The sequence below is a fragment of the Rhodococcus sp. P4_B6 genome (assembly GCF_056402215.1).
Genome location: NZ_JBFUHV010000004.1, coordinates 73569 through 89370, shown reverse-complemented (window position 1 = coordinate 89370; position 15802 = coordinate 73569). Strand labels below are relative to the sequence as shown.

14 protein-coding genes are annotated in these 15802 nt (G+C 69.8%); 8 read left to right on the top strand and 6 right to left on the bottom strand.

The annotated features are described in order from the left end of the window. Positions 1-32: 32 nt before the first annotated feature. Positions 33-1754 carry an MmpA family trehalose lipid delivery protein gene (locus AC1DWT_RS02895; protein WP_477919642.1) on the top strand — a complete coding sequence of 574 codons (1722 nt, stop codon included), beginning with the start codon at positions 33-35 and terminating at the stop codon, positions 1752-1754. Here AC1DWT_RS02895 and AC1DWT_RS02890 read toward each other — a convergent pair. Further along, complete coding sequence (locus tag AC1DWT_RS02890; protein ID WP_477919640.1) at positions 1695-2915, bottom strand: glycosyltransferase family 4 protein; 1221 nt, start codon at positions 2913-2915, stop codon at positions 1695-1697. The two genes, AC1DWT_RS02895 and AC1DWT_RS02890, sit on opposite strands and share 60 nt — an antisense overlap. Positions 2916-3089: 174 nt before the next feature. On the opposite strand from AC1DWT_RS02890, the gene AC1DWT_RS02885 reads away from it, so the two are divergent. The 5 genes from AC1DWT_RS02885 to AC1DWT_RS02865 all read left to right on the top strand — a co-directional run bounded on the left by AC1DWT_RS02885 (position 3090) and on the right by AC1DWT_RS02865 (position 8604). Further along, positions 3090-3845: a class I SAM-dependent methyltransferase gene (locus AC1DWT_RS02885; RefSeq protein ID WP_072947522.1), complete on the top strand. Its 756-nt coding sequence runs from the start codon at positions 3090-3092 to the stop codon at positions 3843-3845. Between the two features lie 2 nt (positions 3846-3847). After that, positions 3848-4735 (top strand): ROK family protein, encoded by an 888-nt coding sequence (locus AC1DWT_RS02880; protein ID WP_072947523.1) that lies wholly within the window; start codon positions 3848-3850, stop codon positions 4733-4735. An 80-nt stretch (positions 4736-4815) separates the two neighbouring features. After that, on the top strand, positions 4816-5985 hold the full coding sequence (locus AC1DWT_RS02875) for a phosphotransferase family protein (protein ID WP_072947524.1): 1170 nt from the start codon (positions 4816-4818) through the stop codon (positions 5983-5985). After that, positions 5982-7127 carry an Rv3169 family protein gene (locus AC1DWT_RS02870; protein ID WP_477919637.1) on the top strand — a complete coding sequence of 382 codons (1146 nt, stop codon included), beginning with the start codon at positions 5982-5984 and terminating at the stop codon, positions 7125-7127. The genes AC1DWT_RS02875 and AC1DWT_RS02870 overlap by 4 nt, the downstream gene beginning before the upstream one ends. Before the next feature lie 28 nt (positions 7128-7155). After that, positions 7156-8604, top strand: coding sequence for an aldehyde dehydrogenase (locus AC1DWT_RS02865; RefSeq protein WP_477919635.1), 1449 nt, complete (start codon positions 7156-7158; stop codon positions 8602-8604). 68 nt (positions 8605-8672) lie between these two features. Here AC1DWT_RS02865 and AC1DWT_RS02860 read toward each other — a convergent pair whose 3' ends face one another. From AC1DWT_RS02860 to AC1DWT_RS02840, 5 genes are all read right to left on the bottom strand, one after another. Continuing rightward, entirely contained in the window at positions 8673-9173 is a 501-nt protein-coding gene (locus AC1DWT_RS02860) for a hypothetical protein (RefSeq protein ID WP_244163633.1), read from the bottom strand. Between the two features lie 152 nt (positions 9174-9325). After that, complete coding sequence (locus AC1DWT_RS02855) at positions 9326-11155, bottom strand: phosphoenolpyruvate carboxykinase (GTP) (RefSeq protein WP_072947528.1); 1830 nt, start codon at positions 11153-11155, stop codon at positions 9326-9328. Between the two features lie 274 nt (positions 11156-11429). Further along, positions 11430-11741, bottom strand: coding sequence for a DUF6802 family protein (locus tag AC1DWT_RS02850; RefSeq protein ID WP_095863464.1), 312 nt, complete (start codon positions 11739-11741; stop codon positions 11430-11432). A 105-nt stretch (positions 11742-11846) separates the two neighbouring features. Further along, a complete protein-coding gene (locus tag AC1DWT_RS02845) occupies positions 11847-13295 on the bottom strand; it encodes a hypothetical protein (protein ID WP_477919632.1) in 1449 nt (482 codons plus the stop codon). After that, positions 13292-14167 carry a hypothetical protein gene (locus AC1DWT_RS02840; RefSeq protein ID WP_095863462.1) on the bottom strand — a complete coding sequence of 292 codons (876 nt, stop codon included), beginning with the start codon at positions 14165-14167 and terminating at the stop codon, positions 13292-13294. Before AC1DWT_RS02840 ends, AC1DWT_RS02845 begins: the two co-directional genes overlap by 4 nt. A gap of 122 nt (positions 14168-14289) precedes the next feature. Between AC1DWT_RS02840 and trmB the strand changes: the two genes are divergently transcribed. Together trmB and AC1DWT_RS02830 are read left to right on the top strand one after the other, a co-directional pair. Then, positions 14290-15066, top strand: a complete 777-nt coding sequence (gene trmB / locus AC1DWT_RS02835) for a tRNA (guanosine(46)-N7)-methyltransferase TrmB (protein WP_174705561.1) — start codon at positions 14290-14292, stop codon at positions 15064-15066. Further along, complete coding sequence (locus AC1DWT_RS02830; RefSeq protein ID WP_072947533.1) at positions 15063-15794, top strand: NYN domain-containing protein; 732 nt, start codon at positions 15063-15065, stop codon at positions 15792-15794. The genes trmB and AC1DWT_RS02830 overlap by 4 nt, the downstream gene beginning before the upstream one ends. Positions 15795-15802 lie beyond the last annotated feature (8 nt).

Sequence of the window (15802 nt, the reverse complement as noted above, 5' to 3'; positions counted from 1 at the left end):
CCGGGTCGATGCACCACGTATCGTGACGGCCCATGACCGTCCGGCGCCGAGCACCGTTCGTGGCGGCGGTCTACAGCCTCGTCCTGGCGCTACTGATCCTCGGTCCGCTGCTCGGTCCCGGCTATCTGCTGCTGCGTGACGCGGTGAGCACTCCCCGGTCGTATCGCACGGACTCGGCGCTCGGTCTCACCGATGCCGCCGCGCGGGCGGTCCCGCAGGACGCCCTCCTGGCCGCGCTGAGTGCGTTCGTCGACGGCGGACTGGTGGTGAAGGCGATCCTGCTGCTCGCCCTGTGGGCGGCGGGCTGGGGCGCGGCCCGCATGGTCCGGACAGTCCTGCCGACCGCCGGGCTCGGGCCGCAACTCGTGGCCGCGACGGTGACGGTGTGGAACCCGTACGTCGCCGAGCGACTGCTGCAGGGTCACTGGAGTCTGCTGACGGGGTATGCAGCGCTGCCGTGGACGGTGTGCGCGGCCGTCGCTATCCGGCGCGGTCGGCGACAGGGGTGGTTCGCCCTCGCGGCCTGCCTCGCCGCGGCCGGTCTGACACCGACCGGGGTGTTGCTCGCGGCGGTGACGGCGCTGGCCGTCCTCGCCTGCCCGGGTGGACGCTCCGCCCGAGGGCTCCGCCTGACAGGTGCGCTGGGCCTGTTCTTCGCCGCGAGCGCGCCGTGGCTGGTGGCCACGGCTCTGTCCGGCGGCGGCGGGGACGGTTCCGATCCCGCCGGGGTCGCGGCGTTCGCGGCCCGCGCCGAACCGGGTCTGGCGACGCCCGGCAGTCTCGCCGGGCTCGGCGGCGTCTGGAACGAGACCGCCGTCCCGCAGACCCGGACCACCCTGTTCGCCCTGGTCGGAACGGCCCTGCTGCTCGGTGTCGTGCTGTGCGGCCTCCCTGCGCTGTGGCGGCGTCGACGGCATCCCGCAGTCGCCGCGCTGACCGTGCTCGCACTGCTCGCGGTGCTGCTGCCGACGCTCGGCGCGACGGCGTGGGGTCTCGACGCCGGCCGCTGGTCGGTGCAGCACGTCCCCGGCGCGGGGTTGCTCCGGGACGCGCAGAAGTGGGTGGCGCTTGCGGCCCCGCTGTATGCGCTCGCCGCCGCGGCCGCCGTGCTGCGGCGCCCGGTCACCTGGTCGGTCTCGGCCGTCCTGATCGTGCTGCTCGCCCTCCCCGACCTCGCGTGGGGCGTCGGGGGCTCCCTGCGCCCGGTCCACTATCCGCCGTCGTGGCGGCAGCTGGCCGCCGAACTGGACGACGACCCGACCAGCGGGGACGTCGCCGTCCTGCCCACCGGCATGTTCCGCAAGTTCCCCTACAGCAGTTCCGCTCCCGTCCTGGACCCCGCCCCGAGAATGCTGCCGGAGGACGTCCTGCAGACCGGCGAGCTGGTGGTGGCCGGCGGCAGCGTCGGGGGCGAGGGGTCCCGGGCGCAGCAGGTCGAACGGGTGCTGCTCACCGGCGGTTCCGCCGCCGATCTCGCGTCGCTGGGCGTCCGATGGGTTCTGGTCGAGCGCGACACGCCCGGACCGCGCGGCGAATCCGCGACCACCCTGTCCGGGCTGGAGCGACAGTTCTCGGACGAGCATCTGGAGCTGTACCGCGTCGACGGCGACGTCGCGGCGTACGAGGCGACCCGACGGGCGCGCGCGACCGTGATCGCGGCCCACGTGCTGTGGGCGATGCTGTTGGCCGGTGGTCTACTCGGCGCGGGCGTGCTCGAGGCCCGGACGCGCCAGCGCCGGCGACACCAGCCCTGACGTGCGCAGGCCCGCGGCCGTGCCGGCCAGCACCTCGTGGACGCCGTTCCCGGTGTGCTTCCAGGAGAATTCACCCGCCCGGACGCGTGCCTTCTCACCGAGCACCGTGCGGGTCTCGGGCTCGACCAGGAGCGTCTTGACTGCCGCGGTCAGGTCGGCGACGTCGGCCGTCGCCGACTCCGCCTTGCCGACCAGAACGCCGGTCACGCCGTCGACGATCGAATCCGTGAGGCCCTTGGAGCTGCGGTAGCCGACGGTCGGGACGCCGTGCTGCGCTGCCTCGATGACGGCGAGACCCCAGCCCTCCTTGCGGGAGGGCATCACGTGCACCCAGGACTGCGACAGCAACTGGTGTTTGCGGTTCTCGTCGACGTGCCCGTGGAACGTGACGGCGTCGCCGATGCCCAGCTCGTGCGCACGGTCGCGGAGGTTCTGCTCCCACCAGCCGCCACCGATGACGTCGAGGTGCACGTCGGCGATCGTGGGGCGCAGGGCGGCGACGGCCTCGAGGGCGTCCTCGATCTGTTTGTGCGGCACGAGCCGTGACAGCACGCACACGCTGGGGTGCGCGGTCCTCGTGTCGGCGCCGCCGATGTCCACGCCGAGGGGGATGTCGTCGGCGCCGTTGCGCACCACCGCGATCCGCTCGCGCTCCACTCCCAGTTCGACGAGTTCGTCGGCGGACGGCAGTGACACGGTGAGGTACTGGTCGTCCCGGTGGGTGCGCGGCGACAGCCGGGATTCCACCCACCAGCCGATCTTGCCCATCAACCGGCCCGCCACCGGCCACTGCTCGCGGTGGCAGTGATGGACGAGCAGCGTGACCGGTGCACCTGCGACGACGCGGGAGAAGAACGGGATGCCGTTCTGGGTGTCGATGACGGCGTCGGGCCGGATGCCGCGGAGCGGCCCGAACCCGAGCCGGCCGGCGGCGATCGCGGCGAGGGCGCGGGGGTAGACGCTGTACCGTCCGCCTGCCCGGCTGATCTCGATGCCGTCGACGGTCTCCTTCTTGGCGGCGCCGCGGTAACCGGCGGTGCGGAGGGTGACCTTGATTCCCCGCGCCGCGAGCTGGGCGCCGACCTCCTCGAGGTACCGCTCACTGCCGCCACCCTGCGGGTGACCGGTGTCGCGCCAGCAGAGCAGCAGAACCTCTCGCACGTTCATATACTCCTGTGGTCGGTGCGGTACTCGTGGTCTCGGGGCGGGACGTTCCGCGCTGTAGTCCCCGAACACCCTATCGGTCGTATTCCACCCGATGTTGCAGCCACCGCGAACGGATTGCCGTCCCGGCGGCTCCACTCGCTAAGGTTCAGTCTCGTGACGACGCCTCCCGTGACCCGGCGATTCGGTCGACGGGCAACCCTGAAGAGGTCGTTCGGCCTGCTCAGCGACTTCCGGCACGAACAGACCGCGCCCGACCTGTTCTACGGCGCCCTCGCCCGCGACTCCGTCGAACTGATCGGCGACCTGTGGGGCGGTCTGACCGACGCGGATCTCACCGGCACGACGGTCCTCGACGTCGGCGGCGGCCCCGGCTACTTCGCGGACGTGTTCCAGCAGGCCGGCGCTCGGTACGTTCCCGTGGAACCGGATCCGTCCGAGATGCACGCCGCGGGGCTCGCGGTGGGCGGCGCCGTCCGTGGGTCGGGGCTGGCACTGCCGTTCCGGACGTCGTCGGTGGACATCTGCTTCTCGTCTAACGTCGCCGAGCACGTCAGCGAACCGTGGGCAATGGCGGAGGAGATGATCCGCGTGACGAAACCCGGCGGCCTGATGGTGCTGTCGTACACGTTGTGGTGGGGCCCGTTCGGCGGTCACGAGACCGGACCGTGGCATGCATTGGGCGGCGAGTACGCCGCCCGACGTTACCTGCGCAGGAACGGCCGGGAACCCAAGAACCGCTACGGTGTGTCGCTGTTCAAAGTGGGTGCGGCCGACGGGCTTCGGTGGGCCCGGTGCACCCCGGACGCGGAGTTGCTGGCCGCCTTCCCCCGCTATCACCCGCGCTGGGCGTGGTGGATGGTGCGCGTCCCCGGACTGCGGGAGTTCCTGGTGAGCAATCTCGTTCTCGTGATGCGGAAGCGCTGACCGTGGTCGCGCTGGCACTCGACATCGGTGGCACCAAGATCGCCGCCGGGATCGTCGGCGCGGACGGCGCGGTGCCGCACCCTGTGACCACTCCCACGCCGGCGGCCGGAGTCGCGGCCGCGTGCGCCGCCCTGCTGCGCGAGGTCGCGGGAAGCGCGAAGATCACGTCGGTCGGCATCGCCTGCGCCGGACCGGTCGACACAGTCGCCGGCACCGTGTCGCCCATCAACATCGAGGAGTGGGCGGGCGGATTCGGCCTGGTCGGCGCCGTGCAGGACCTCTTCCCCGGCGTCCCTGCGCGACTGGCCATGGACGGCGCCGCGGCCGCACTCGGCGAGCATCACCACGGCGCCGGTCGCGGCGCCCCCGACCTGCTGAGCCTCGTCGTGTCCACCGGCATCGGCGGCGGGGTGATCCTCGGCGGTCGCATCGCCACCGGCCGGACCGGCAACGCGGGACACATCGGCCACATGGTGGTTCCCGGCGGGACCGACCCGTGCACGTGCGGCGGGGTCGGGTGCCTGGAGACGGTCGCCAGCGGACCGTCGTCCGTGCGCTGGGCCCGCTCCCGCGGATGGCGCGGAACGACGGGCGTCGAATTGGCGCGGGCCGCCGCGGACGGTGACGAGGTCGCGGTGGCCGCCCTCGACCGCGCGGGGACCGCACTGGGGCAGGCGATCGCGTCGGCCGCGGCTCTGCTCGACGTCGATCTCGCGGTGATCGGCGGCGGATTCGCGCAGGCAGGGCCGCCGTTGTGGGACCCGATGCGCCGGGCCGCGGCCCGTCACGCCCGATTGTCCTTCGTCGCCGATCTGCGCGTGGTGCCCGCGGAACTCGGCGCCTCGGGCACGCTCGTCGGGGCGGCAGTCCTGGCCGCCGGCGAGGGCTGACACAGCGGAATCTCCTCACCTGTTCCGAAATTCTGTAACGTGTTCTAGTGTTCAGGGTCACACCACGTTCAGGAGAGGAGGTGACCGTGAGCACGAGCGCAACCCGATCTGCCGACGACTCCGATCACCAGTCCGAAGTTGCCAGGCCCAGTGATTCCCGTCGCGATCCGGAGGTGCTGCGGGAGGCGCTCCAACGCTGGCTCGCCGCGCAATTGCCCTCCGACGCCGCACCCGAGGTCACCCACGTCCATCTCCCCGACGCCAACGGCATGTCGAGCGAGACCATCCTGTTCGACGCCACCTGGTCGGGCGAGGTGCACCCGCTGGTCGCACGCGTCGCGCCCGCCGACACGACGATGCCCGTCTTCCCCGACTACGACCTCGACGGACAGTTCCAGGCGATGACGCAGGTCCGGGAACACTCCGCCGTCCCGGTCCCGGTCGTCTACTGGTCCGAGCCCGATCCCGGGCCGCTGGGCGCCCCGTTCTTCGTCATGGCCCGCGTCTCCGGGCAGGTTCCGCCGGACGTGATGCCCTACAACTTCGGGTCGTGGGTGACGGAGGCGACCGAGGAGCAGCGTGCACTGCTGCAGCACAGTGCCGTGAATGTGCTTGCGCAACTGCACGACATCGACCGGCCGTGGGAGCGGTTCGCGTTCCTGCGGCTGCCCGGCGCCGGCCCCACCGTCTCCGAGGCGCTCGCCGCGCACATCCGGCAGCAACGTGACTACTACGAATGGACGACCCGGTCCGGCCCCCGGTCCCCGCTCATCGAACGCGGCTTCGCGTGGATGGAGGAGAACCTCCCGGACGACTCCTCCCCCGCCGTCTTCTGCTGGGGTGACGCCCGCATCGGCAACATGATGTTCGAGGACTTCCGGCCGGTGGCCGTACTCGACTGGGAGATGGCCACGCTCGGGCCCCGCGAACTCGACCTGGGCTGGATGACGTACCTGCACCGGTTCTTCGAGGACATCGCCGCGGCCGCCGGACTCGACGGGATGCCCGGCTTCCTGCGCCTCGACGACCTCGCCGCCCTGTACGAGGAACTGACGGGCCACGCGCCCCGCGATCTCGAGTACTACACCGCCTACGCGGCCCTGCGGCAGGCCACGATCATGCTGCGAATTCAGGAGCGCGCCATCCATTTCGGTCAGGCCGTCGCCCCCGAGGATCCGGACGACATGATCATGCACCGCGCCTCGCTCGAGGCGATGCTCGACGGCACGTACTGGGAGAAGATCCGATGACCGCCGACTACGCCGGAAACCCGCTGTCCCCGATGGACGACTACCCCATCCATCAGGTGGCCGAACCCATCCGGCGGGTCGCGACGTCCGACCGCAACTTCTACGACCGCTACTACTTCAACTGCTATCCCTCGGCCGAGTCCGACCTGTTCCTCATCATCGGTCTCGGCCAGTACCCCAACCTCGCGGTCACGGACGCGTTCGCGGTGCTCCGCCGCGGCGACGACCACATCGTCGTCCGCGGGTCTGCGGCGCTGGGCCACGACCGCTCCGAGAGCACCGTCGGACCGTTCCGCGTCGAGGTCCTCGAGGGGCTGCAGCGCCTGCGCGTGGTGCTCGCACCGGGCGACTACGACCTCTCCTTCGACCTCACCTTCGACGGCGCGATCCCCGCGACGCTCGAGCCCCGCCACTTCCGCAGGCAACTCGAGCGGGTCACGTTCGACACGAGCCGCTTCGTCCAGACCGGTACCTGGGCAGGCGAACTCACGATCGACGGGCAGAGCCGCCCCGTCACCCCCGACACCTGGCGCGGCAACCGCGACCGGTCGTGGGGAGTGCGTCCCGTCGGCGAGTCCGAGCCGCCCGGACGGCGGGCGGTCGACGGGATCCAGAACTTCTTCTGGATCTACTCGGTGATGCAGTTCGAGGACTACGCCGTCTCCGTCGTCCTGCAGGAGGACGAACTCGGCAGGCGCATCGTCGAGGAGGCCGTCCGCATCTGGCCGGACGCCGACCACGAACCCGAATGGCTGGGCCGACCCGAACACGAGCTGAAATTCGAGCCCGGGACGCGCGACGTCACGTCGGCGTCGCTGAGTTTCCACCGGCCGACCGGCGAGGTCGTCACCGTCACCTGCGACCTGCTGGTTCCCAACTACATCGGTATCGGAACCGGCTACGGACTCGAGGCCGACTGGCGTCACGGCATGTGGCAGGGCGAACTCGTGGTGCAGGGACTGCGCAAACGGGCGTCCGAGATCGAGCCGGGACTCCGGATGTTCTGCCCCGTCGACAATCTCACCCGATTCCGACTCGAGGACGGCGGCGAGACCGTCGTCGGGACCGGGCTGTTCGAGGTCGCGGCGATCGGGCCACACGCACGATACGGATTCGACAGTTTCACCGACACCGCCTCCTGACCGGGGGAACGACACGAGGAATGGACTCATGACCGACTACGACAAGCTCTACATCGGCGGCAAGTGGGTGGCCCCGGCCACCGACCAGGTGCTCGAAGTGTTCTCCCCGGCCACCGAGGAACGCGTCGGCAGCTGTCCCGTCGCGTCGCCTGCCGACATCGACGACGCCGTCGCCGTCGCCAGGCGGGCGTTCGACGAAGGTCCGTGGCCGCAGACCACTCCCGCGGAGCGCGGAGAGATCCTCGCGAAGGCGGCGAAGCTCATCGAGGAGCGCGGCGAGACCCTCAACGCGCTGATCTCGTCGGAGATGGGTCAGCCGCCCGCGATGGTCGGGATGATGCAGCAGACGCCGTCGCTCGCGACGCTGAACTTCTACGCCGGTCTCGCGAACGAATTCGAGTGGGAGCAGACCCGCACCGGCGTGTTCGGCCAGACGAAGGTGCTGCGGGAGCCGGTCGGTGTGGTGGCCGCGGTCCTCGCCTGGAACGTCCCACTGTTCCTGGCCGTCAACAAACTGTCCCCGGCGCTGCTCGCCGGCTGCACCGTGCTGCTGAAGCCGGCACCCGAATCCCCGCTCTCCACACACGTTCTCGCCGAGATCTTCGCCGAGGCCGGGGTCCCCGAGGGCGTCATCTCCGTTCTGCCCGGCGGCGCCGAGACCGGTGAATACCTGGTCTCGCATCCCGGCATCGACAAGATCACGTTCACCGGCAGCAGTCCCGTCGGCCGCAAGATCGGGGCCATCGCCGCGCAGAACCTCAAGCGCTGCTCCCTCGAACTGGGCGGCAAGTCGGCGGCCATCATCCTCGAGGACGCCGACCTCGCGTCCACGATGCCGATGCTGGTGATGTCCGGGCTGATGAACACCGGGCAGGCGTGCGTCGCGCAGACCCGGATCCTCGCCCCGCGGTCCCGCTACGACGAAGTGCTGGACGCCCTCGTCGCGGGTGCCGGATTCATGGCCGTCGGCGATCCGTCCGACCCGGCCGCGCAACTCGGGCCGCTGATCTCCGAGAAGCAGCGCGACCGCGTCGAGGGGTACATCGCCAAGGGCAAGGAACAGGGTGCCCGCGTGGTGCTCGGCGGCGGCCGCCCGGAGGGCCTCGACAAGGGCTGGTACGTGGAGCCGACCATCTTCGCGGACGTCGACAACTCGATGACGATCGCCCGCGAGKAAATCTTCGGCCCCGTCCTCTCCGTGATCCCCTACGACTCCGAGGACGAGGCGATCAAGATCGCCAACGACTCCGACTACGGACTCGCCGGCTCGGTGTACACCACCGACATCGACCACGGACTCGCCGTCGCGAAGCAGATCCGCACCGGCACGTACGCCATCAACTGGTACGCATTCGATCCGGGATCACCGTTCGGCGGCTACAAGGCCTCCGGCATCGGCCGCGAGAACGGACCGGAAGGGCTCGAGGCGTTCTGCGAGACCAAGTCCGTCCTCATGCCGCCCGGCTACACGGGGTAGGCGGCTCCGCCGCCCGTGAGTGGTTGACGAGTCCAGAGACTCCTCAACCACTCACGGGCGCGAAGCGCCTAGCTGCCGAACTGGACCCCACCGAGCGGGCCGCCGACGAGGACGATCTGCGGCATCGTGGTCTGGGGATTGGCGACGGTGGTCAGCGACAGGCATTCGCCGAGGACCGCGTAGGCGCCGTCCGGAAGTTCCGGAGTGGTGAACGTCTTGACCGCGTCGCCCGTGGCGTTCGCGAGAACGCGTTCGATCGGGTTGGTGGCCCACGCGACGAATCCCGGTTCGAGAACGACGGTCGGGTCCGCGAGTACCGCGGGCAGCTTGGTGGCGTCGAATGCCACGGCGCCGCACGACTGGGCGTCCAGCAGATTCAGGACGTTGGGGTTGGTGACGGTGATGTCGAGGGTGCTTCCGTCGACCGCGGTCACCACGGTGGGAGGCTGCACTTCCGTCGCTGCGGAAGCGGTCGCCGGCATGGTCATGGCTACGGTGGCGGCGGCTGCGGCAGCGAGTGCGGCCCCTCCGGCGAGTCGTTTCATGCCCCTGCTGGTCCCTGTCTGCATCTGCAATCCTTTCGTCGCGTGCGAGCTTCGAGAATCGAGGCTTTTACAAACCGAATGGTATGCGTTTACTACAGAGACCTCCCCCGAAACGACGAATGTCACAGCGGTTCAGGCGAACTGAACCACTGTGACATTCGGTCACCGGGGAGGGACTAGCCCAGGCGCTGCTTCAGGGCCTCGAACTCGTCACGGATGCCGGAGGGCACCTTCTCGCCGAGGAACTCGAACCATTCCTCGATGAGCGGCAGCTCCTGCTTCCACTCGTCGACGTCGACCTTGAGCGCCTCGTCGACGTCGTTGCCGTTGACGTCCAGGCCGCCGAGCTCCAGATCGGCTGCGGTCGGAACGAATCCGATCGGGGTGGACTCGGCGCCGGCCTTGTGCTCGATGCGGTCGACGATCCACTTCAGCACGCGGGAGTTCTCGCCGAAACCGGGCCACAGGAAGCGGCCGTCTTCGCCGCGACGGAACCAGTTGACGTAGAAGATCTTCGGCAGCTTCTCGGAATCCGCGTGCTTGCCGAGGTTGATCCAGTGGTTCAGGTAGTCGCCGGCGTTGTAGCCGATGAACGGGATCATGGCCATCGGGTCGCGGCGGACGGTGCCCACGGCGCCCTCGGCGGCAGCGGTCTGCTCGGACGACAGCGTCGCACCGAGGAACGTGCCGTGCTGCCAGTCGAAGGACTCGCTGACCAGCGGAACCGTGGTCTTACGGCGTCCACCGAACAGGATCGCGGAGATCGGCACACCCTGCGGGTCGTCCCACTCGGGGGCGAGGATCGGGCACTGCGACATCGGGGTGCAGTAACGCGAGTTCGGGTGCGCGGCCTTCTCGTCCGACTCGGGCGTCCACTCGTTGCCCTTCCAGTCGACGAGGTGCTGCGGGTCTCCCTCGAGGCCCTCCCACCAGACGTCGCCGTCGTCGGTCTGCGCGACGTTCGTGTACAGCGAGTTGCCGGCCTCGAGCGTCTTCATCGCGTTCGGGTTCGACCCGTAGTTGGTGCCCGGCGCGACGCCGAAGAACCCATACTCCGGGTTGACGGCGTACAGGCGGCCGTCCTCACCGAAGCGCATCCACGCGATGTCGTCACCGAGGGTCTCGGCGCGCCATCCGGGGATGGTGGGCTGGATCATCGCGAGGTTGGTCTTACCGCAGGCGCTCGGGAACGCGGCCGCGATGTAGTACGGCTTGTCCTCCGGGGAGATCAGCTTGAGGATCAGCATGTGCTCGGCCAGCCAGCCCTCGTCGTGGGCCATCGCCGACGCGATGCGCAGCGAGTAGCACTTCTTGCCGAGCAGAGCGTTTCCGCCGTAGCCGGAACCGTAGCTCCAGATCTCGCGGTCCTCGGGGAAGTGGGTGATGTACTTGGTGTCGTTGCACGGCCACGGGACGTCGGCCTGACCCTCGGCGAGAGGTGCGCCGACCGAGTGCAGCGCCTTCACGAACGGCTTGTCCTTGCCCAGCTTCTCCATCGCGGCCGTGCCCATGCGCGTCATGATGCGCATGGAGACGACGACGTACTCGGAGTCGGTGATCTCGACACCCAGCTTCGGGTCGTCAGCCCCGAGCGGACCCATGCAGAACGGCACCACGTACATGGTGCGTCCGCGCATGCTGCCGCGGTAGAGGTCGGTCATGAGCGACCGCATCTCCGTCGGGTCCATCCAGTTGTTGGTGGGCCCGGCGTCGATCTCCTCCCGCGAGCAGATGTAGGTGCGGGACTCGACGCGTGCGACGTCCGACGGGTCCGAGTTGCCGACGAACGAATTCGGCTTCTTCTCGTCGTTGAGTCGCGTGAACGTGCCGGCCGCGACGAGCTGCTCGGTCAGTCGATCCCATTCTGCGTCCGAGCCGTCGGCGAAGACGACGCGGTCGGGCTGAGTGAGTTCGGCAACCTCTCGAACCCAGGCGAGCAGCTCACTGTGCTCCGTGGGGGGCGTGCCGTCAGTTCCGTTCAGACCGGGAATGGTCGCTGAGGTCATCAAACTCTCCTGGGGTGAGCCGGAACCGGACCATCTGCCGTCCGCTGAGAGAGCCTCGCAGCGTGTGCCAGACGGTCCGATTTCCCCTCTCGGCGGGGTCCAGCCAGGCCGTCCATGCCACATGGAAGACGCGGGCGCCGGGTGTCCTATCCCTAGAGGTTAACGCCGCGAGTCCCGTCTCGGGGAATCGGGTGCGGTTGGAATGGTCACAGAAACGATTCAGTAGCCCTGTCAGGAGCCTTTCCCGCGTCTGGAGTGCGGATTTCGGGGATGGTCAGCCGATACCGAGAGTCCCACCATCGGTCTGCTCCCAGTGCACGACGCCGTCGCCGTCGCGGTGAAACTCCCACGACGCGTAGTCGCCGTCCTCGTGGATCAACGTCAGATGGTCTGCGTCGCCGTCCGAGTCGAGGTCGGAGGCGATGACGACGGCATCGCCCGCGTCGAAGGTCTGTGTGTCGAGGACGCCGTCGCCGTCGATGTCGTGGGTGGGATCGGTGAGCGCGACCGGCCCGGAATCGTGGCCGAACGTGTTCGGATCGAGGTCCGGCACGTCCGGGACCAGAAAACTCTCAGTCGTCGCCACCGCGGTCTCCCTTCGTATTTCGGACCGGTTTCCCGCCCAAAACAAGACATATCAAGATAATTCAACACGATCCCACATAAAAACGGGCGAACATCGGTCGGGCACCTATGTATTCAGACGTTCGCCGCGCCGATTCGGTTCCCCGGCCGGCCTGCGGACCTCCTGCAGTCCCCGGTCGACCGCCGCGAGGTCGCGTTCGCACGACGACAACTGCCCGCTGCGTCGCGCGGCCAGTCGGCGGAGTTCACCGTCGATCCGGGCGACCCGCTCGTCCACCTCCCGGGCGGCGACCCTGCTCTCGGCGATGACCGCCTCACTCACCCGGGTCTCCGCCGCCAGCAACCGGGCGAGGACGAACTGCTCCCACTGCGACCGCACGTGCACCAGCGCCTCGGTCGCCCACTGCCGCACGTGGGCACGCTCGGCGACGTGCGCGCGCGACCGCGTCAGCCACCACGCCGCGACCGCGCCCAGCGCGAGGGTGAGCGGGATGGTCGCGATGTCGAGGGCGGGCACCATCGACAGCGGCGAGACCACCAGCCTGCCCAGACCGAGCCCGGCGGACGCACCGATCAGGATCGTCATCCGGTCTTCCAGTCCGCGGTGCCGCGGTTCGGGCCCTTCCGGCACCACCGGTTCCGCCAGCGGAGCGGCGGCCTCGGGATCGGAGACGGCGACGCCGACACGCGACCGCAGGTCGTCGAGGCGCCCGGTCACCGCGGTGTCGACCGCACCGCTTCTCTCTCGCACGATCTCGGCCAGCCGGCCGGGATAGTCCGCAAGGGTCCCGCGGCCTGCGCGGTCGATCTCGGAACGCGCCGACGTTCCGGCCGCGCGGACCTGGGATGCCACCTCGTGCAGCAACTCGACCTTCGCGAGCTGGACTTGACCGCGGAGCTGGGCGACCCGTTCCGTGCGTCCGCCGTCGCGCAGCGTCAGCGYGCGAACCCGCTCGGCGCGCAGTTCCGCGCCGGGCTCGGTCTCCCGCACGGACCGGGCGGTGGCCGCGATCATCCGCCGGGTCTGCTCGAGCACCGCCTCGGCGGCGGGGCGCGAGTCGCGGGCCTCGTCCCGGGCGGCCCTCTGGAGTGCCGCGAGCACCGCCTCCACCCCGGATCCGCCGGCCGCGACCGGGTGGATCTCCGCGTCGGCGAAACGCGCCGCGTGCCGGGCGAGCAGGGTCCGGTTGCGTTCGCGCACGCCCGCCCAGTCCCGGTGGAGATCGGTCTTGGTGAGCGCGAAGACCACGGGGCACGCCGGTCGCGCGACGACGTCGAGAACGGACAGCTCTTCCCGTCCGAGTGGTGCCGACGCGTCGAGCACCATCAGAACCACCCCGGCGTCGAGCGGATCCTCCACGAATGCGAGCGCGGGCGCGTCGAGCGCGCGGAGCCGGCGCACGAGAGTGGTCTTGCCTGCGCGCCGCGGCCCCGCCACGAGGACACCTCGCTGCGCGGGTCCCCCGGACTTCAGCCGGGCGACGGCGTCCGGGTTCCATCGCGCCACCACGTCGACGGTCTCGGCGGGCAGATCGGACAACTGCGGTGTCGTCACGTTCCGGGGCTGCCGCTCAGCTGCCGTCCGACGCGAACGTAGTGGCGCCGGATGTCGACGACCGCCCGGCGCCTGCGGGCCGTCGGCTGGCGGGCGAGTTGCGCCCGCCACCAGTCCGCGCACCGGCCGGCGTCCGCGGCGGTGCGCGGCGGTTCCGGCTCGTCCGCGATGCAGTCGGCGAGGTGGAGCCGGGCCGCGGCGGCGCCGAGAGCAACCGCGTGGTCGCCGGCGAGGTACCGCTCCAGCACGTCGCGGGACGCGAGGCTGCGCGCGGCCTGCGACCGCAGCGTGTTCAGCAGGATCTCACCGCGGTGCGCCCGGACTCGTGCGACCCGGTCGGCGACCGCGGCCGACACCGCACCGATCCCGGACTCCGAGGACGTCCCCGCGGTCGCGAGCGTGCCGATCAACGGCAGAGCCGGGAGGCCGCCCTCGTCCGAGCATTCGGCAGCCCGCGCGGTCGCCGTCGCCCAGGCGTCGGCGGGCACTCGCGACGCGCCCACCGTGTCCGCCTTGTTGAGGACGAACAGGGCCTGCGCCGGGTCCAGGTTCCGCACGGCGTCCCGGTCGGCGTCGCGCACCGCTTCGACGAGGACGTAGACCACGACGTCGCCGTCCAGCACCGGGTCGGGAGCGCCCGGCACGTCGACGGCGTCCGATTCCTCCACGACCGCGCCGTCGATGCCACCGGCGGTCAGCGCGGCGGCCACGGTCGACCTGCCCACACCCGCCCGACCGGCGGTCTGAACCCGGACAGGCGCCCGAAACGCCGCGACGGCGGCGCGCACCCGGTCGCCGCCGGCCTCGTCCAGTGCCGCTACTTCTGCGGCGAGATCCGTCAGTATTCCGCCCCCGGCATCTGCAGTGCCCATGACGCAGTCACCCCCCTTCGTCCCGCGCCGATTCTGTCAGACTCGCCCCGAATCGGCGTGGGCAACCGTGCAGGCTGGGCACCGGATTACCGAAAAAGTCTCAAGGTGAACTTCAGACCCGTATGCCAGAAACGCCCCTCATGCGTGACAATGGTCCGGTGAACCACGCTGATCAGGATGCACCCGCCGTCCCCGAGGAGGGGCAGACGAAGGACTCGAAGGGGTCCCGTCTCCACCCGAGGGTGACAAGTTTCCGCTCGCGCAGGGGCGCCCTGACCGCCGCCCAGCAGGAGTCGTGGGACCGGCAGTGGCCCGTGATCGGCGCCGACGTCTCGGACAATCGCCTGGACGCGCCGTCGTGGTTCGGCAGGGACGCGCCCCTGATCCTCGAGATCGGCTCGGGCACGGGTACCGCCACCGCGGCGATGGCGAAGGCCGAACCGCACGTGAACCTCGTGGCCGTCGAGGTCTACCGGCCCGGGCTCGCACAGTTGATTCAACAGATCGAACGGGACGAGATCCCGAACATCCGGGTCCTGCGCGGCGACGCCATGGATGTCCTGGAGAACATGATCGAACCGGAATCGCTCACCGGAGTCCGTGTCTTCTTCCCGGATCCGTGGCCGAAGGCCCGCCATCACAAGCGGCGCCTGCTGCAGGCTCCCACTTTCGCCCTGATCGCGAGCAGGTTGAAAGCCGGCGGTGTGTTGCATGTCGCAACAGATCACGCCGAGTACGCCGAGGCCATCGCCGAGGCAGGCAACGCGGAACCCCTCCTGACCTCCCTCGACTGGGAATCACCCATGACGCACGAGCGTCCGGTGACGAAGTTCGAAGACAAGGCCCACCAGGTCGGCAGTGCGATCACCGAGTTGATTTGGGGGAAGATCAGGTCATGAGCGTCAGCGAGCAGTACACCGACACAGCCGGCACCGCCCCGGCAGGCACCGCAGTGTCGTCAGGATCTCCCGCGGTGGGTGCACGTGACGGGCGCCACCAGAAGCGGGTCCTTCTCGTCTGGGACGCACCCAACCTCGACATGGGTCTCGGCGCCATCCTCGGCGGCAGGCCCACGGCCGCCTACCGGCCACGATTCGACGCACTCGGCCGCTGGTTGCTCTCCCGGACCGCGGAACTGTCCGCGTCCGGCACCGACACACTCGAACCCGAGGCAACGGTCTTCACCAACATCGCGGCTGGCAGCGCCGATGTCGTGAGACCGTGGGTCGAAGCCTTGCGTAATGTGGGATTCGCGGTGTTCGCCAAGCCGAAGATCGATGAGGACAGCGACGTCGACTCCGACATGCTGGACCACATCGCGCTTCGTCACGGCGAGGGGCTGGCCGGTGTCATGGTCGCCTCCGCCGACGGTCAAGCATTTCGCGAACCGTTGGAGGACATCGCCGCGACCGGCATTCCGGTCCAGATACTCGGGTTCCGCGAGCACGCCAGCTGGGCGGTCGCGTCCGACCTTCTGGACTTCGTCGATCTCGAGGACATCCCCGGCGTGTTCCGGGAGCCACTGCCTCGGGTCAGCCTCGACACACTGCCCGACGAGGGTGCCTGGTTGCAGCCGTTCCGACCGCTTTCCGCCCTGCTCGTCGGGCGGAAGAGTGCTGCCGAGTAGGAGTTGAT

Bases quoted from the DNA above. Each gene is read 5' to 3' on its own strand.
- AC1DWT_RS02895 (WP_477919642.1), top strand. From the start codon at position 33: ATGACCGTCCGGCGCCGAGCACCGTTCGTGGCGGCGGTCTACAGCCTC.
- AC1DWT_RS02870 (WP_477919637.1), top strand. From the start codon at position 5,982: ATGACCGCCGACTACGCCGGAAACCCGCTGTCCCCGATGGACGACTAC.
- AC1DWT_RS02860 (WP_244163633.1), bottom strand. From the start codon at position 9,173: ATGCAGACAGGGACCAGCAGGGGCATGAAACGACTCGCCGGAGGGGCC.
- AC1DWT_RS02855 (WP_072947528.1), bottom strand. From the start codon at position 11,155: ATGACCTCAGCGACCATTCCCGGTCTGAACGGAACTGACGGCACGCCC.
- AC1DWT_RS02840 (WP_095863462.1), bottom strand. From the start codon at position 14,167: ATGGGCACTGCAGATGCCGGGGGCGGAATACTGACGGATCTCGCCGCA.
- trmB (WP_174705561.1), top strand. From the start codon at position 14,290: ATGCCAGAAACGCCCCTCATGCGTGACAATGGTCCGGTGAACCACGCT.
- AC1DWT_RS02830 (WP_072947533.1), top strand. From the start codon at position 15,063: ATGAGCGTCAGCGAGCAGTACACCGACACAGCCGGCACCGCCCCGGCA.